The organism is Parasaccharibacter sp. TMW 2.1888, assembly GCF_023167265.1.
In the GTDB taxonomy this organism is placed as follows: Bacteria; Pseudomonadota; Alphaproteobacteria; order Acetobacterales; family Acetobacteraceae; genus Bombella; species Bombella apis.
Genome location: NZ_CP030979.1, coordinates 1,750,736 through 1,766,730, shown reverse-complemented (window position 1 = coordinate 1,766,730; position 15,995 = coordinate 1,750,736). Strand labels below are relative to the sequence as shown.

Here is a 15,995-nt window from a genome sequence, read left to right as displayed (position 1 = left end):
AACCAATGGTGAAGAAGACCCCCATCGCCGTTTTCATCAGCGGTCGTGGCAGCAACATGGTCGCCCTGATGGAAGCCTGTGCCCGGCCAGACTTTCCTGCCGAGATCGTTCTTGTCCTCAGCAACCGGGCCGATGCGGCCGGGCTGGAAACGGCCAGCAGGGCTGGAATAAAAACACTCTGCATTCCCCACAAGGAATACGGCAAGGATCGTGAAGCTCATGAGCGGGCACTGGACGAGGCCGTCCGGGCCTCTGGTGCGAAGCTGATCTGCCTTGCAGGCTACATGCGGGTGCTGACCCCCTGGCTTGTCCAGCAGTGGCAGGGCCGCATGATCAACATCCATCCCAGCCTGCTGCCCGCCTTCCCCGGCCTGCATACGCATGAGGCCGCCCTGAAGGCTGGAGCCAGAGAACATGGCTGCACCATCCATCTCGTGACGGACGGTGTGGATGAAGGCCCCATTCTGGCCCAGGCCCATGTCCCCGTCCTGCCCGGCGATGATGCTGACACTCTGGCAGCCCGTGTTCTGGAGCAGGAACACCGCCTCTACCCGGAAACACTGCGCCGGTTCATCGAGGGACGGCAGATTTCCTGAACAGGATCCACCAGCTGGATACAGAAAAGGGAGCCGTCTCCGGCTCCCTTTCTTATAGGGGCCGATGCCCCATGCCGCTCTCCATTCAGAGAGGGATCAGGGCAGGATTTCCGTCTCGGCAAAGAAGAAAGAAATCTCACGCTTTGCATTCTCGAGGCTGTCAGAGCCATGAACGGAATTCTCGCCAATGCTCTGGGCATAAAGCTTACGGACGGTTCCCTCTGCGGCTTCGGCCGGGTTAGTGGCACCCATCACGTCACGATGGTGGGCAACAGCATTCTCGCCCTCCAGAACCTGCACGACCACCGGAGCGGAGCACATGAAGGACACCAGCTCACCAAAGAAGGGGCGGTCCTTGTGGACTTCGTAGAAAGCACCAGCCTGCTTCTCTGTCAGCTGGATGCGCTTCTGGGCCACGATGCGCAGGCCTGCATTCTCGAATACAGTATTCACCTTGCCGGTCAGATTGCGACGTGTGGCATCAGGCTTGATGATGGACAGTGTACGTTCCAGAGCCATAAGACCCTCCTCAGTAATAGACGTCTATAGTCAGCCTCCCCTAGAGGAAAAAACCTGTTTCTGGTAGTGTTCGGGGCATCTTTTTTCATATTTTCATCGTCCGAGGGCCTGCGTGAGTCTGCTTTCCATTACCGATCTTACCTTGCGCATCGCAGGCCGTACCCTGCTCGACCAGGCCTCCCTCACCATCGAACCCGGGCGGCGCATCGGGCTGATCGGTCATAACGGGGCAGGAAAATCCACCCTTCTGGCCGCCATTGCCGGGGACATCTCTCCCGATGGCGGCAGCATCACCCTTTCCGGCCGTGCCACGATGGGCCGGGTGAAGCAGGAAACACCCTCCGGCCACCTCTCTCTTCTGGACACGGTCCTGAACAGCCATGAGGAACGCACCCGCCTTCTGGCAGAGGCCGACAGCACGACAGACCCGACCCGTCTGGCGGACGTGCATGAACGCCTGCTCGCCATCGATGCCCACAGTGCGCCAGCCCGGGCCAGCACCATTCTTGCGGGTCTGGGGTTCGATCAGGCGGCACAGCAGCGTCCCGTCAATGATTTCTCGGGCGGATGGCGGATGCGTGTGGCCCTGGCCAGTGCGCTCTTTCTGGCCCCCGACCTCCTGCTGCTGGACGAGCCGACGAACCATCTGGACATCGAGGCCACGCTCTGGCTGGAGAACTGGCTGGCCCGCTTCCCCGGTGCGGCCCTGATCGTCAGCCATGACCGTGCGCTGCTGGACAACAGCGTGCAGGCCATTGCCCATCTGGACCAGAAAAAACTCTCTCTCACCCCCGGCGGCTATGAACGCTTCGTGCAGATACGCACGGAACAGAGGCTCCAGCAGAACCGGCAGGCCGAAAAGCTGGCGGACCAGCGGGCGAAGATGGAGGCCTTCGTGGCCCGCTTCCGGGCCAAGGCCACGAAAGCCAAGCAGGCCCAGTCCCGCCTGAAGGCTCTGGCCCGCCTCCCGCAGATTGATGCGGTGGTGGAGGACACCCCCACCCATTTCTCCTTCCCGGCCCCCGGTGCCCTGCCCCCCCCATGCTGAAACTGGATGGCGTGTCCGTCGGCTATGGTGAGACGGCCATCCTGCGCCGCCTCTCCCTCCGGCTGGACAGTGAGGACAGGATAGCCCTGCTGGGGCGCAACGGGCACGGCAAATCCACCTTCGCCAAACTTCTGGCAGGGCAGCTGTCTCCCATGTCCGGCGAGGTGCAGGCCTCCTCCCGCCTGCGGGTCGGCTATTTTGCCCAGCATCAGACGGATGAGCTGGTTCTGGATGAAACCCCCGTCCAGCACATGGCCCGTACGCTGAAGGAGGCCACCCCGCCACAGGTCCGTGCCCAGCTGGCCCGTTTCGGACTGGATGCAGAACGGGCGGAAACCCCTGTCAGCAACCTCTCCGGTGGCGAGAAAGCTCGCCTGCTTCTGGCTCTGGCCACCCGCCACGCTCCCCATCTGCTGCTGCTGGACGAACCGACCAACCATCTGGACCTTGATGCCCGTGATGCGCTCATCCGTGCCCTCGGTGAGTTTGAAGGGGCCGTCATTCTCATCAGCCATGACAGCCATCTGGTGGAATCCGTCGCTGACCAGCTCTGGATTGCCGAAAACGGAACGATCACGCCTTTTGACGGCGACATGGACGATTACCGCACATGGCTGGACGAACGGGCCAGACAGGCCACGCAGGAAAACCAGCGTCAGGCAGCCCGGTCCCGGAAAGACACGGATGACGACATCCCGCAGCCGGACAGGAACCAGCAGCGTGCCCAGCGCAAGGAGCAGACCCGCCAGCTCGCTCCACTCCGCCGCAAGATCCGTGATCTGGAAACACGGCTGGAACGGCTGGAAAAAGCCAAAACCCAGCTGGAAGCCAAACTGGCCGACCCAGACCTTTATCAGTCCAGCCGTGCAGAAGATATTGCCACGCTGAACAGCGATCTCGCCCTCGTCAGCCAGAAACAGGACGAAACGGAAATGCACTGGCTGGAAGCGCAGGAGGAACTTGAAAAAGCCACAAATTGACCTGCCGTGAAATAAGCCACATTATCTCTTTCGTCATCTTCGCCGCCCCTCACAGGAACTGCCCCGCCCGATGTCTTTTTTCTTCAGCCGCCCTCCCATTCCTGCGGCACAGCAGACTCCCGCCAATGCGCTGGACCGTATCTACGGCATCATTCGCCTGACGTTATGGCTTTCCCTCATCATGCTGGCCATCTGGCTCATGGGCGAGGTACTGGCGGTCCTGTTTGCTGCCACGCTGATGGCCATTGTTCTGCACGGGCTGGCCCGCATCCTGCGGCGACACATGAAATTCATTCCCTATCCGGTTGCTGTCAGCCTTGTCGCCCTCGCTGTCATTGGCATCATGACGGCTCTGGTCTGGAGCAACGGCCCGGCCATCGGGGAACAGTTCATTGCCCTCAAGAACGCCCTGGTTGCACAGTCCGGTGACATGCACCAGCATCTCTCCCAGACAACCATCGGGCAGATGGTGCTGGACCACCTGCCCGTCTCGCTGGGCGGCAATGATGCAACAACCCCCCTCAGCAGCTTTGGCTTTGGTCTTGCCGGGTCCGTCACCGGCCTGCTGGGCAGCGCTTTCGGTCTGGTTGGTACGCTCTTTGTCGTGCTGATTTCAGCCTTCTATTTTGCCGTCTCCCCGTCCCTCTACATCAACGGCTTTCTTCGGCTCGTACCGCCCGACCAGCGGGAAACCGCCCGCAACCTCCTCTACAGTGCAGGCAACACTCTCTGGGCATGGACCGCCGGACAGGCTCTGGACATGCTGGCTGTCGGTCTTTTCTCCGGCCTCGGCCTGTATCTGATCGGCATTCCGCTGGCCCTTGCTCTGGGTGTCGTGGCCGGGCTCTGCAACTTCATACCCTATATCGGGGCCATCCTGGGGGCTGTGCCCGCCCTGCTCATCAGCCTGTCCCTCGGCACACGAGAGGCTTTCTTCGTGGCCATTCTCTACAGCATCATCCAGTTCTGCGAAGGGAACATCCTGGCCCCCCTCATCCAGCGGCGGGCCGTTCACATGCCGCCTGCTCTGGCCATCCTGTCACAGAGTGTTTTCGGCTCCATCCTTGGTGTGCCAGGGCTTGTGCTGGCGTCCCCCATCACGGCCGCCCTGCTGGCCGTGTTTGACAAGGCGACTCCACCACTGGCGGATGCTACAAAAACCCAGCTGGAAACCAGTGAGCTGACCCAGCTGGAAATGGCCAGAAACAGGCAGGAACAATCTGACAGCACAAAAAAGGAGACGGATGGCTCAACCTCTCCGCCCAAGAAATGAGCGACTTTCCCCTCAGGGAAGATCAGGCAGATGGAGTGTCCCACGTTCGAAAGAACGCATCCGGTACGCCCCACCCGCCTTTGTCTGGATACCCACCACATCGGCACCATGCCGGAAGTGCCAGGCTGACAGAATGACGGCCTGACCATCGGCACTGGAAAGCTGATAAACAGCCTCCGCCGGTGTATCCTTGGGGGGGACCTCGCCAGAAATTCCCCAGCCTGTCTGGTGCTGGTGCAGCCACTGGTTCATGGCCGTGATCTCATCGGCCATGAGGTTCCGCTCTTCTCCAGCTTCCTGCACTGTCCCACGGGCAATGTCCGGCAGGGACCAGGGGCGCAGAATGGGCCACGCCACCGTCCAGATCAGCACGACCGGCACGATCACCGCCACCGCAAAAACCAGAAGAAACTTATTGTTGCGGCTCATCCTGCTCCTCCGCCCATATTCCAGTCACAGCCAGCACATGCGCAACCGCCTCATCAGAAAGATCAGGATGGATCGGCAGGGCCAGCACATGCTCTCCTATCCTCTCTGCCACAGGCAGGGCAACGCCATCATGCACCGCCCGGTACGCTGGCTGCTGATGCAACGGCATGGGATAATAGATGGCCGTGGCGATTTCCGCCTCGGCAAGACGGGCCCGCAGACTGTCCCGCAGGGCACGGGATGGCAGGGTCACGCAATAGACAGCCCAAGCGCTCTGGCTTTCCGGCACCCGTGCTGGCGGACGGACCAGCGACGGCAGACCAGCATCATAAGCACAGGCCACAGCCTCACGCCTCTTCAGCTCCTCATCAAAAACATCCATCTTGGCCAACAGAACAGCTGCCTGAAGACTGTCCAGCCGGGCATTCAGCCCGATGCGCTGCACGTCATAACGCTGCGGCCCTTCCCCATGGCTTCTCAGAGAGCGATAAAGTGCGGCCCTGTCGTCATCGTCCGTCAGGACGGCCCCGCCATCGCCATAACATCCCAACGGTTTGGAAGGGAAAAAGGACAAAGTCGTGGCTCTGGCCTCATGCCCCAGCCGGCGCCCCCTGTAAGAAGCGCCAAAAGACTGGGCGCAGTCCGCAACAAGAAAAAGCCCTTCCCGGGTGGCAAGGTCGTTCAGCTCATCCCATGGGGCTGGCTGCCCGAACAGATCCACCCCCATGATGGCTACAGGTTTCAGACGACCATCCTGCCGGACATCCGCCAGACGCTGCTCCAGAGATGGCAGGCTGATCTGGAAGGTATGCGGGTCCACATCCACAAAAATCGGCACCGCCCCCAGCAGGAGCACCACCTCCGCAGTGGCCGTGTAGGTAAAGGCTGGCAGAAAAACCGCCATGCCGGGGCCAATGCCCTCCGCCATCAGAACCATCAGCAGAGCATCCGTCCCGGAGGACACGCCGACAGCATGTCTGGCACCGCCATGACGGGCCAGACGCTCCTCCAGCTCCGCCACTTCCGGCCCCATTACGAAACGGCAATGAGCCAGAACCCGATCCAGCCGCTCCCGCAGGGCCGCCCCAAGACGCCTCTGCTGGGCGGGCAGGTCGAGAAAAGAAACAGGCCCGGACAAGAAATCAGCCAGCCCGACGGGTCTGGAGAGACGCCACGGATGAAAGAACAGGCGCACGGACGACCACATCATCAGCGCAGGCTTCTTCCATCACGCCACGCAGGTCCCGCAAATAGGCCGAGCCTTTCAGGGTTCGCTGAACAAGAATGGAACGACGGTCCAGCGGGTCCACCTTGCGGCGGGCCAGATCAAGCTCGCTCAATCGGTCCAGCGCACGGGTAATAGCTGGTTTGGACACATTGAGAGACTGGGCAAGGCCCCGCACCGTATGGGCGCCATCTTCCAGATAGCAGCTCAGAAACACAGCCAGCTGACGGGCAGAAAGATCCGGCCCCTCACCACGTACTGTGGAAACGATCGTATCACGCAGCAACTGAAGCATGCGATTATCAGCATTCCGACTCATAACAAAAGCCCCATCGTTTCCCGGTTTCACACACCCTATCATCCTGCCGGCCCAGCAAGCCTTCCGGCTGTGGTATCAGACGCACCTGTATAGGGATTTCATTCTACTATCCATTCTGTGACGTTTTCACATCGAAATGACAAGCACTCTCAGCGCAAGGCAGCCATTCCAAAACCCGTTTCCCTTGCAAAAGGCAAGAAAAAACAGGTTGCTGCACACAAGATTACAAATTGTTTCTTTTCAGAAACTTTCCGAAAACGCACGGAAAAGTGCCCTCAGGGCCAGCACCTCCCCGCCTGCGGGACGACCGGGCCGGACCGTGTCATTCCACGCATAGGTATCCACATGCGCCCATCTCTGCCCTTCCGGAACGAAACGCTGGAGGAACAGGGCTGCCGTGATCGCCCCGGCCATCGGGCGGGATGACAGGTTGTTGCAGTCCGCAATGGAGCTGTCCATCCAGCCGTCATAATCTGCCCAGAGCGGCAGCTGCCAGAGCGGGTCGTGAGCTTCCCTGCCGGAGGCCAGGATATGGTCCGCCAGCTCCTCGTCATTGCTGAAAAGGGCAGGCAGGTCAGGCCCCAGAGCCACACGGGCGGCCCCCGTCAGCGTCGCCGCATCCAGCAGGACGTCAGGCTGGCTCTCGGCAGCCTCTGCCAGAAGGTCTGCCAGAACGAGACGCCCCTCCGCATCCGTGTTGCCCACCTCGACACGCAGCCCCCTTCGGGTTGTCAGCACGTCCCCCGGGCGCATGGCATGGCCGGAGACGCTGTTCTCCACACAGCCGAGGCGGATTTCCAGCGCAATGTCGGTTCCGGCATCCAGCAGGGCACAGGCCAGTGCCAGCATCAGGGCAGCCCCGCCCATGTCCTTCTTCATCTTCGCCATGGAGGAGCCGGGCTTGATGTCATACCCGCCCGTATCGAAGCAGACGCCCTTCCCCACGAGGGACAGGCGGGGAGCATCCTTGCTCCGGCCATCCCGGCGGCCGATCACGACCACGGCTGGTCTGTCCGACCCGGCACCCACCGCCGCCAGACAGGGATAGGCTTTCTCCAGAGCCTCACCTTCCACCAGCTCAACCGCAACCTTCCGCTCCTCCAGCATCCTGCGGGCAGCAGTAGCCAGCTCCGCCGGTCCCATGAGATTGGCAGGCATGTTGATAAGGTCCCGCCCCAGCCAGGCAGCCCGGGCCAGAATCCGGGCCTCTCTCCCGAGGCTGGCCGGAATGCAGAGTTTTGGCCCCGTCTTCTGGTCTTTGCCTCCCTCATGCTTCAGCGAATAATCATACGCCCCAAGGCAGAACCCCAGAACCAGCTCCTCCAGCATGGCGTCGTGAGCAGCGTCCTCCTGCCCTTCAGGCTGCGGCTGCCAGTATCCTTCCTTCAGATGAGCAGGCAGGGCACCATAAGGCATGGGGCCTCGCCCCTCCTCCACGCAGAACACGGCCCCGGCCACACCGGAACCACCCGGCAGGAAGGTGAACTGCCCCGCACGCCCCTCGAAGCCCTGCTGCCGCAGGAAGGCCTCATGCTCCCCCAGCAGGTGGGCAAGGGTCGCCTCATCACCTGCCTTGACCAGATGGAGGGGGAGAGCCACCCCACCATCGCCAGAGGTACAGAGGGGCAAAAACGGAGCGTCAGACATATGGATACCGTCCCATCATCCAGAGCGTGACTCTGGCCTTCCTGAAAAACTGCATGGAATGTCTTGCTTTTATCCGATTCAGGCAAGATCATTCCAGCCATGACGGGACCACATCCAGCCTTTGCCCCAGCCACTTCCCGGCAATCGGGGGTGATCCATGCCGTACTTGGCCCCACCAACACCGGCAAGACCCATTACGCCCTGACCCGCATGATGGCGCACCAGAGCGGCATCATCGGCTTTCCCCTCCGCCTGCTGGCCCGGGAGAATTACGAGCGCCTTGTGAAGCTGAAAGGCGAGCGCCATGTCGCCCTGCTGACAGGGGAAGAAAAAATCATTCCACCGGGGGCCCGCTGGTTCTCCTGCACGGTGGAGGCCATGCCGCTGGACCGGAAGGTGGATTTTGTCGGCATTGACGAGATCCAGCTCGCCGCAGACCCGGACCGTGGCCACATCTTCACCGACCGGCTCCTCCATGCCCGTGGCAAGGGAGAAACGCTCTTTCTGGGGGCTGAGACCATCCGGGGGCTGCTCCGGCAGCTGGTTCCCGGCATCACGATCGAGACCCGGGAACGCCTCTCCCGGCTGACGAACATCGGGCCGGTCAACCTCACCCGTCTGCCACCACGCTCGGCCATCGTGGCCTTCTCCGCCACGGAGGTATATGCCATTGCCGAGGCCATCCGGCAGAAACGGGGTGGCTGTGCCATCATCATGGGCCGTCTCAGCCCCCGTACCCGCAATGCACAGGTCGCCCTCTACCAGAACCGGGATGTGGACTATCTCGTGGCTACCGACGCCATCGGAATGGGGCTGAACATGGATGTGGACCATGTCGCCCTCGCCGCCCTGCACAAGTTTGACGGCCAGAACTCCCGTGCCCTCACGCCGCAGGAAGTCGCCCAGATCACCGGTCGGGCTGGCCGGGGCATGAGGGATGGTACCTTCGGCACGACGGCCTCCTGCCCGCCCATGAGCCAGCAGCTCGTCAAGGCAGTGGAAGACCATGAGTTCGAGGCCATCAAGGCCGTCTACTGGCGGCAGACGGCTCTGGATTACACCTCGCCCGAGACGCTTCTCAACAGCCTGATGCGCAAGCCTCCCCGCCCCGGCCTGATCACCGGGCGTACGGCCTCCGATCTGGATGTCCTGACCGGCCTCATGCAGATGGACGACATCCGGGAGGTGGCCCGTGGCCATAGGGCAACGGAACTGCTCTGGGATGTCTGCCAGATTCCGGACTTCCGCAAGCTGGGCGATGGCAGCCATACACGCCTCTGTGCCCGCCTGTTCCTTGACCTCCTGAAACATCGCCGCATCCCTCCAGCGTGGATGGAAGGCCAGCTGAGAGGGCTGGACAGGCTGGATGGCGACATGGACACACTGATGCACCGGCTCTCCGGCGTGCGGGTCTGCGCCTATGTGGCTGCCCGGACGGGCTGGATGCACCAGAGCCGCCAGTGGCAGGAACGCTGCCGTGCCGTGGAGGACCGCCTCTCCGACACGCTGCATGAACGGCTGAAGGAACGCTTCGTCAACAGGCGGGCCACCGCCCTGCTCCGCCGTCCTGAACCCGGGGCGGCCTCCGAGGCTCTCCATGCCGTCACCCCCCAGAACCGCATCATCGTGGAAGGGCACGAGGTCGGGCAGATTGTGGGCTTCACCATGCAGATCGACACGCCCGCCGACAGCCGGGAGGGTGACCTGCTGCGCCGGGCAGGCAGGCGTGCCCTGCGGCAGGCCATGCCCGCCCGGATACGCCATTTCCTCACACAGGACATCAGCCGGTTCACCCTGACCGATGACAGGCAGATTCACTGGGAAGGTGCCCCCATTGCCACCCTCGTGCGGGGCGATGACCTGTTTCATCCCCTCATCCAGCTTCTGCCCGGTGAGTTTCAGGACAACCACCAGAGCCGACAGGTACAGACCCATCTTCAGGCCCTGATGACGGAGCGGATCAGCACCGTTCTGGAATTCTTTTTCCGTCTGGAAGACAAGCTGCAGGACAGTCCCATCCTGCGTGGCCTCTATTACCGCCTGCGGGAGGATGGCGGCACCACCCCTACCCTGCCCGAAGACCGCACCCTTACCCCTGCCGAGAGAAAACGCCTGCACCGCAGCGGGGTTCGCATCGGCTGGCGGCAGGTCTACTGCCCGCAGCTGTTCCGCCCGGCCTGCCTGCCGATGATGGTCCTGCTGCACAACATCTGGCATGACCGCCAGCAGGCCACACCCGATGCCGCCCGAATCTGTCTCACAAGCGATGGCCATCCCATCCCCCCGCCGGGCTGGGAAAAGGCCGGCCCCGTGCATGTCCGTCTGGACAGGCTGGATGCCCTGCTCTCCATCCTTCGTCCCCACGGCAGGCAGCCCGGCCGCAATATCATGGCTCCCGACACACTGGCTTCATCCCTCGGGATAAAGGCGACCCTGCTGCCCGCCCTGCTCAAGAGCCTGAACATTCCCCATCATGCGCCGCAGCCGCTTTCGGCCGGGCAGTATGGCGTCGCCTCGCCCCTCATCATTCTGGGTCGGACGGGCCGCAGGGACACACGGCCTTCCGGCCGCCAGAAAGGCACCGAACGGCGCAGGAACCGGCAACAGAAACCGTCTGCTGGCCGCAGGGAACAGAAAGCCGCCCAGAAGCAGGCCGACTCACCGTTCGCAGCCCTCCAGAACTGGTCATCATCTGGCAGATCATCATGATGGACGGACAGCGGCTTGATCTCTGGCTCTATTACACCCGCCTGGCCAAAACCCGTGGCCTCTGCGCCGCCTTCATCCGCAAGGGACGGGTTCGCATCAACGGGCAGCGGACCCACAAGACCCATGCCCGCCTCCGGTTGGGAGACATCGTCAGCTTCGCCTCTCCCCACCGTCAGGGAGAGGTCTGCGTATGGCGTGTCATGCAGCTGGGAGAGCGGCGTGGTCCTGCCAGAGAGGCCGCCCTCCTTTATGAACGGATCGAGGAAAAGACGGCCAATTTCTGACAATAGGCTTGCAAAAGGCCCTCCGCTTTCGGCATATCAGTGCTGGAATCTTTGAAATGGGCCGTTTGGCTGGCCTGCAACACCAAACCGGAGACGGCAATAATGGCCTATGTGGTCACAGAAAACTGTGTTCGCTGCAAGTTCATGGACTGTGTGGAAGTCTGCCCCGTTGACTGCTTCTACGCTGGTGAGAACTTCCTCGTCATCAATCCTGATGAATGCATTGACTGCGGCGTGTGCGAGCCTGAGTGCCCGGCAGAAGCCATCTTCCCCGACAGTGATGCCCGTGCCGCTGACTGGATGGAGATCAATGCCAAATATTCAGCCATCTGGCCGAACATGAGCCAGAAGGGCACGCCCCCGGCCGACCGTGAGGAATGGAACGGCAAGGAAGGCAAGCGTGAGATGCTCTCCGAAGAGCCACACAAGGGCTGACGCCAGCCTTCTTCCTGCTGGAACGGAGCAGAACCCCCGGGGGAATTGTCCCTCCGGGGGTTTTTCTTTGCATGGCTGCCACGGCTGCATCACACATAAAAAAAACCGGTGGAGGTTTCTCCCCACCGGTTTCTTCATGTCGCTGACATGATGGGCCGGTCTATCAACCAGCCATCATGTTCGCCTGAGCGTCCCAGAGAACGAACAGATACCCGGCAACCACGATCAGGACCATCAGGGCCGTCACGATGAAAGCTGCCAGATTCTGCCGCTGGGAGAGGCTCTTCGTACCCATGTGCAGGAAGAAGATCAGATGGACGACCATCTGGACCGCTGCCAGCACACCGAGAATGGCAATCGTCTGCCAGAAGGAGAAGGCCTTGCTGAGAACAGTGGCAAAGGATGCCACTGTCAGGACCACGGCAAGGATGAACCCTACAATGTAGGAGCCATAGGAGCCGTGATTTTCACCTTCGTGCGATGTCGTATGATTCCCGCTCATTAGACAACACTCCCCAGGTAAACGAAGGAAAAGACGCAGATCCAGACGATGTCAAGGAAATGCCAGAACAGGCTCAGGCACGTCAGTTTCGTCTGCATCCGGGTGCTAAGCCCCTGTTTGCCCATGATCTGGAAGAACAGGACCAGCATCCAGATCAGACCGATCGTGACATGCAGCCCATGTGTCCCTACCAGCGTGAAGAAAGAAGACAGGAAGGCGGACTTGTCCGGCCCTGCGCCGTGAGCCACGAGCTCGTGGAACTCGTTGATCTCCAGAACGACGAAGGACACGCCGAGCACGAAGGTCAGCAGCAGCCAACCCAGCACGGCACCCTTGTTCTTCTTGTGGGCGTTGATGGAAGCAAAGCCGTAGGTGATGGAGGAGAAAAGCAGGATGGCTGTTTCGATCTCAACATTCTTGATATCGAACAGGTCCTTCCCCGTCGGCCCACCAGCAAAGTGATGGCAGAGTGTAGCAAAGACGGCAAACAGCGTGCCGAAAATGATACAGTCTGTCATCAGGTAGATCCAGAAACCAAAGATCGTGGTTTCCTGCTGATGATGCTCATGCTCATCGTGATGAGCAGAGGGCGCGTGCATTACGTCATAAGACATGGTTTTCATCGCCTCCCTTTACTCTGCTGCCTTGGCAGCGGCAAGCCGCCGGGCAAAAGCTTCTTCATCAGCACGGATCTCTTCCACGGTGACGTAGAAATCAACATCCAGGTTCGCACTGCGGTGAACGATGGTGAAGAAGGCTACGACCAGCCCTACGATCACAGCCCACCAGATGTGCCAGACCAGCGCAAAGCCGATCAGCAGCCCGCAGGCACCCAGCATCGGGCCAACCGCCGAATATTTCGGCATGTGGATCGGCTCCAGCTCGGAGACCGGTGCCGGGCGACCCAGCTCCTTCTCGATATGGAACGTATCCAGGCCACGGATGACCGGCAAACGTGCGAAGTTGTAGTGCGGAACCGGAGACGGAAGGGACCATTCCAGCGTACGGCCAGAACCCCAGTTGTCACCCGTCAGATCCAAAGCATCCGGCTTCTTGTTGACGGCGTCAAACGCAGCCAGCACGAACTGGATGACCTGGCAGGCCAGACCAGCAGCCAGAACGAACACGCCAACACAGGCCACGAGCAGCCAGGGGTGCCAGTTCGGGTTGTCATAATGGTTCATACGACGGGTCATGCCCTCCAGACCAACAGCATAGAGCGGTATGAAGGAGAGGTAGAAACCGACGAACCAGAAACGGAACGCCCATTTACCCCAGACATCGCGCATCTTGTAGCCGAAAGCCTTCGGGAACCAGTAGCTCAGACCAGCCACGTAACCGAAGAACACACCACCGATAATCACGTTATGGAAGTGCGCCACCAGGAACAGGGAGTTGTGGACCACCCAGTCCGCTGCCGGCATGGCCATCATGACACCGGTCATACCACCGATGGAGAAGGTGATCATGAAGCCGACGATCCAGTGCATCGGACCTTCGAAGCGGACACGCCCCTTGTACATGGTGAAAAGCCAGTTGAAGATCTTCACACCCGTCGGCACGGCGATGAACATCGTCATGATACCGAAGAAGGTGTTCACATCAGCACCAGCACCCATCGTGAAGAAGTGGTGAACCCACACGATGCTGCCCAGGAAGGTGATGATACCCGTTGCGATGACCATCGTGGCATAACCGAAGAGCGGCTTGCCGGAGAAGGTCGCTGCAATTTCGGAGAACACACCGAAGGCAGGCAGGATGAGGATGTAAACTTCCGGATGACCCCAGGACCAGATCAGGTTCAGGTAGAGCATGACGCTACCGCCACCATCATTGGTAAAGAAGTGCATGCCGAGGTAACGATCCAGAGCCAGCAGAGCCATGGAAACCGTCAGAACCGGGAAGGTCGTCAGGATCATGACGCAGGCAAAGAAAGCCGTCCATGTGAAGACGGGAATGTGCATCCACTTCATGCCGGGGGCACGCAGCTTGATGATCGTCGTCAGGAAGTTCATCCCTGTCAGCAGAGTACCGATACCGGAGATCTGCACCGACCAGATGTAGTAATCCACACCGACGCCGGGATTGAACTGCAGTTCGGAGATCGGCGGGTAGCCGAGCCAGCCAACATTGGAGAACTCACCAATGAAGAGGGAGATGTTGATGAGAATGGCACTGACGAGCGTCATGTAGAAGCTGATCGAGTTGATCAGCGGGAACGCAACGTCGCGCGCACCAATCTGCAATGGCACCACGAAGTTGAACAGGGCCTGCATCATCACCATGGCCATGAAGAAGATCATGATCGTACCATGGGCCGAGAAGACCTGGTCATAATGGTGCGGAGGCAGATAACCGGGGTTACCTGCGTAGGCAAGGGCAAGCTGTGTACGCATCATCAGCGCATCGGCAAAGCCACGCACAAGCATGACGAGACCGAGAACAACATACATGATGGCGAGCTTCTTGTGGTCGACCGTGGTCAGCCACTCGCGCCACAGATAACCCCATTTTTTGAAATAGGTGACCGCCGCAAGAACGGCAATCCCGATTACAGCCACACCGATGAATGTACCGACAAGAATCGGCACATCATACGGTATGGACGAAAGGGTAAGTTTTCCGAGCATCTTTAGATCAGTCCTCACATGCCGGTATTGGAAGGTGCAGCCGTATGAGACTCAGCAGGCATGTCCATGGACTTGTCGCCCATGCTCGTGCCGTGGTTCTCATGGGTCATGCCGACATTGTATTTCGCAACAATGCTCTCAAACAGCCCAGACTGTACGTTGGAGAAATACACGACCGGAGCCGGCTTGGGTGCCTCAGCATGCGGGGCAGCCGGTGCGGCGTGATATTTCGGGTACGTCTGTGCATCCAGGGCTTCCTTGGCTGCGAGCGGATTGTCGCCACTGCGTACATTCTGTACCCAGGCGTCAAACTGCTCCTGCGGCATGGCAATCGTGCGGAAGCGCATGTCGGAGAAGCCCGGCCCCGTGTACTGGGCGGCCTCACCCTGGAAATTGCCCGGGCGGCTTGCCATCAGGTGGAGCTGTGTTTCCATCCCGGCCATGCTGTAGATCTGTGACCCCAGCTGCGGAATGAAGAACGATGTCATCACACTGTCAGACGTAATCCGGAAATCCAGAGGTGTCTTTGTGGGGACATCCAGCTCGTTGATGGTTGCAATCCCAAGGTCTGGGTAAATGAACAGCCACTTCCAGTCCAGGGAAACAACTTCCACATGGAGCGGCTTTGCATCGGGCGCACCAACTTTTACCTGCATCTCTTTGGAGATGGGCTTGTACGGGTCGTAATAATGCGTGCTCCAGTAATTGAAGCCACTCAGAACAAGAATGATCAGAATGGGGACACCCCAGATGAACACTTCAATCTTGTTTGAATGTGACCAGTTCCGCAGATATTCCGCCTTCGTATTGGAAGCCCGGTATTTCCAGGCAAATACGAGTGTCGCAATAATCACCGGAACCACAACGCACATCATGACGGCCCATTCAAGCACCATCATGTCGCGATTACCTTCCCCGATCGGGCCGGCTGGCTGAAGAAGATCAACCGTACAGCCCGACAGCATCAATGCAGGCAACGCCGGGAAAAATCGCCAGAGTCTTTTCATGGATCCTGCCTCTATCTGTTGTTCCGCCATAAAAAGGCCGGAACACTTTCTGACACAGTCAGGACAGCGCGATCGCCACCGAACGTTGTCATCTTATATGTGCCTTTCCCGTTCGTATCCTGACAACAGAAGGGAACTCCCTCCGTACTCAATATGAAATATGGAGCCCTGAGACCCCAGTGCCGCCCACTTTATTCTTCCCGAATAACGGAGATTACAAGGGGGCAAGCCTCATAAAAAAAAGGAACCCCGTCGGTCTTTTTAAAAAAAAGACCGGTTATCTGCCATTTCTGAGAAAACATCATATTTTCATCAAAAACAAGAAGATGATCGCTTAATTTTCCATTTTCCTTTCAACCGCAAAAAATCGCAACAAAAAAGGAGCCCGGAGG

Annotated in this window: 14 protein-coding genes and 1 pseudogene; 6 read left to right on the top strand and 9 right to left on the bottom strand. The window is 59.9% G+C overall.

Translation table 11 applies throughout. The annotated features are described in order from the left end of the window. Window positions 1–5 precede the first annotated feature (5 nt). Window positions 6–596 carry a phosphoribosylglycinamide formyltransferase gene (purN, locus tag DTQ13_RS07995; protein ID WP_248460515.1) on the top strand — a complete coding sequence of 197 codons (591 nt, stop codon included), beginning with the start codon at window positions 6–8 and terminating at the stop codon, window positions 594–596. A 96-nt stretch (window positions 597–692) separates the two neighbouring features. Here the strand turns inward: purN and ndk are convergent, their stop codons facing one another. After that, the gene (gene ndk / locus DTQ13_RS07990; RefSeq protein ID WP_043560494.1) at window positions 693–1,115 is read right to left on the bottom strand and encodes a nucleoside-diphosphate kinase; all 423 of its coding nucleotides are present in this window, start codon (window positions 1,113–1,115) and stop codon (window positions 693–695) included. 112 nt (window positions 1,116–1,227) lie between these two features. Between ndk and DTQ13_RS07985 the strand changes: the two are divergent. Continuing rightward, window positions 1,228–3,143: pseudogene (locus DTQ13_RS07985) on the top strand (ABC-F family ATP-binding cassette domain-containing protein). Between the two features lie 70 nt (window positions 3,144–3,213). Beyond that, a complete protein-coding gene (locus DTQ13_RS07980) occupies window positions 3,214–4,416 on the top strand; it encodes an AI-2E family transporter (RefSeq protein WP_043560499.1) in 1,203 nt (400 codons plus the stop codon). A gap of 12 nt (window positions 4,417–4,428) precedes the next feature. Here the strand turns inward: DTQ13_RS07980 and DTQ13_RS07975 are convergent, their stop codons facing one another. The 4 genes from DTQ13_RS07975 to DTQ13_RS07960 form a co-directional block, all read right to left on the bottom strand. Beyond that, window positions 4,429–4,845, bottom strand: coding sequence for a hypothetical protein (locus DTQ13_RS07975; protein ID WP_043560501.1), 417 nt, complete (start codon window positions 4,843–4,845; stop codon window positions 4,429–4,431). After that, on the bottom strand, window positions 4,829–5,983 hold the full coding sequence (locus DTQ13_RS07970; protein WP_248461246.1) for a DegT/DnrJ/EryC1/StrS aminotransferase family protein: 1,155 nt from the start codon (window positions 5,981–5,983) through the stop codon (window positions 4,829–4,831). The genes DTQ13_RS07975 and DTQ13_RS07970 overlap by 17 nt, the downstream gene beginning before the upstream one ends. A gap of 4 nt (window positions 5,984–5,987) precedes the next feature. Next, window positions 5,988–6,389 carry a MarR family transcriptional regulator gene (locus DTQ13_RS07965; RefSeq protein ID WP_043561353.1) on the bottom strand — a complete coding sequence of 134 codons (402 nt, stop codon included), beginning with the start codon at window positions 6,387–6,389 and terminating at the stop codon, window positions 5,988–5,990. A gap of 240 nt (window positions 6,390–6,629) precedes the next feature. Then, window positions 6,630–8,036, bottom strand: coding sequence for a M17 family metallopeptidase (locus DTQ13_RS07960; protein ID WP_248460513.1), 1,407 nt, complete (start codon window positions 8,034–8,036; stop codon window positions 6,630–6,632). Window positions 8,037–8,135: 99 nt separating this feature from the next. Between DTQ13_RS07960 and DTQ13_RS07955 the strand changes: the two genes are divergently transcribed. The 3 genes from DTQ13_RS07955 to fdxA all read left to right on the top strand — a co-directional run bounded on the left by DTQ13_RS07955 (window position 8,136) and on the right by fdxA (window position 11,464). Beyond that, a complete protein-coding gene (locus tag DTQ13_RS07955) occupies window positions 8,136–10,745 on the top strand; it encodes a helicase-related protein (protein WP_248460511.1) in 2,610 nt (869 codons plus the stop codon). Beyond that, window positions 10,742–11,029: an RNA-binding S4 domain-containing protein gene (locus DTQ13_RS07950; RefSeq protein WP_043560508.1), complete on the top strand. Its 288-nt coding sequence runs from the start codon at window positions 10,742–10,744 to the stop codon at window positions 11,027–11,029. Before DTQ13_RS07955 ends, DTQ13_RS07950 begins: the two co-directional genes overlap by 4 nt. Before the next feature lie 102 nt (window positions 11,030–11,131). Then, window positions 11,132–11,464, top strand: coding sequence for a ferredoxin FdxA (fdxA, locus tag DTQ13_RS07945; protein WP_248461245.1), 333 nt, complete (start codon window positions 11,132–11,134; stop codon window positions 11,462–11,464). 163 nt (window positions 11,465–11,627) lie between these two features. Here the strand turns inward: fdxA and cyoD are convergent, their stop codons facing one another. From cyoD to cyoA, 4 genes are read right to left on the bottom strand one after another with little or no spacing between them, the layout of a single operon-like run. Further along, window positions 11,628–11,966, bottom strand: coding sequence for a cytochrome o ubiquinol oxidase subunit IV (cyoD, locus tag DTQ13_RS07940; protein ID WP_043560511.1), 339 nt, complete (start codon window positions 11,964–11,966; stop codon window positions 11,628–11,630). Then, on the bottom strand, window positions 11,966–12,580 hold the full coding sequence (cyoC, locus tag DTQ13_RS07935) for a cytochrome o ubiquinol oxidase subunit III (protein ID WP_043561362.1): 615 nt from the start codon (window positions 12,578–12,580) through the stop codon (window positions 11,966–11,968). Before cyoC ends, cyoD begins: the two co-directional genes overlap by 1 nt. Before the next feature lie 18 nt (window positions 12,581–12,598). Next, window positions 12,599–14,596 (bottom strand): cbb3-type cytochrome c oxidase subunit I, encoded by a 1,998-nt coding sequence (locus tag DTQ13_RS07930; protein ID WP_086441195.1) that lies wholly within the window; start codon window positions 14,594–14,596, stop codon window positions 12,599–12,601. A 14-nt stretch (window positions 14,597–14,610) separates the two neighbouring features. Further along, the gene (gene cyoA / locus DTQ13_RS07925) at window positions 14,611–15,603 is read right to left on the bottom strand and encodes a ubiquinol oxidase subunit II (RefSeq protein WP_248460509.1); all 993 of its coding nucleotides are present in this window, start codon (window positions 15,601–15,603) and stop codon (window positions 14,611–14,613) included. Window positions 15,604–15,995: the final 392 nt, after the last annotated feature.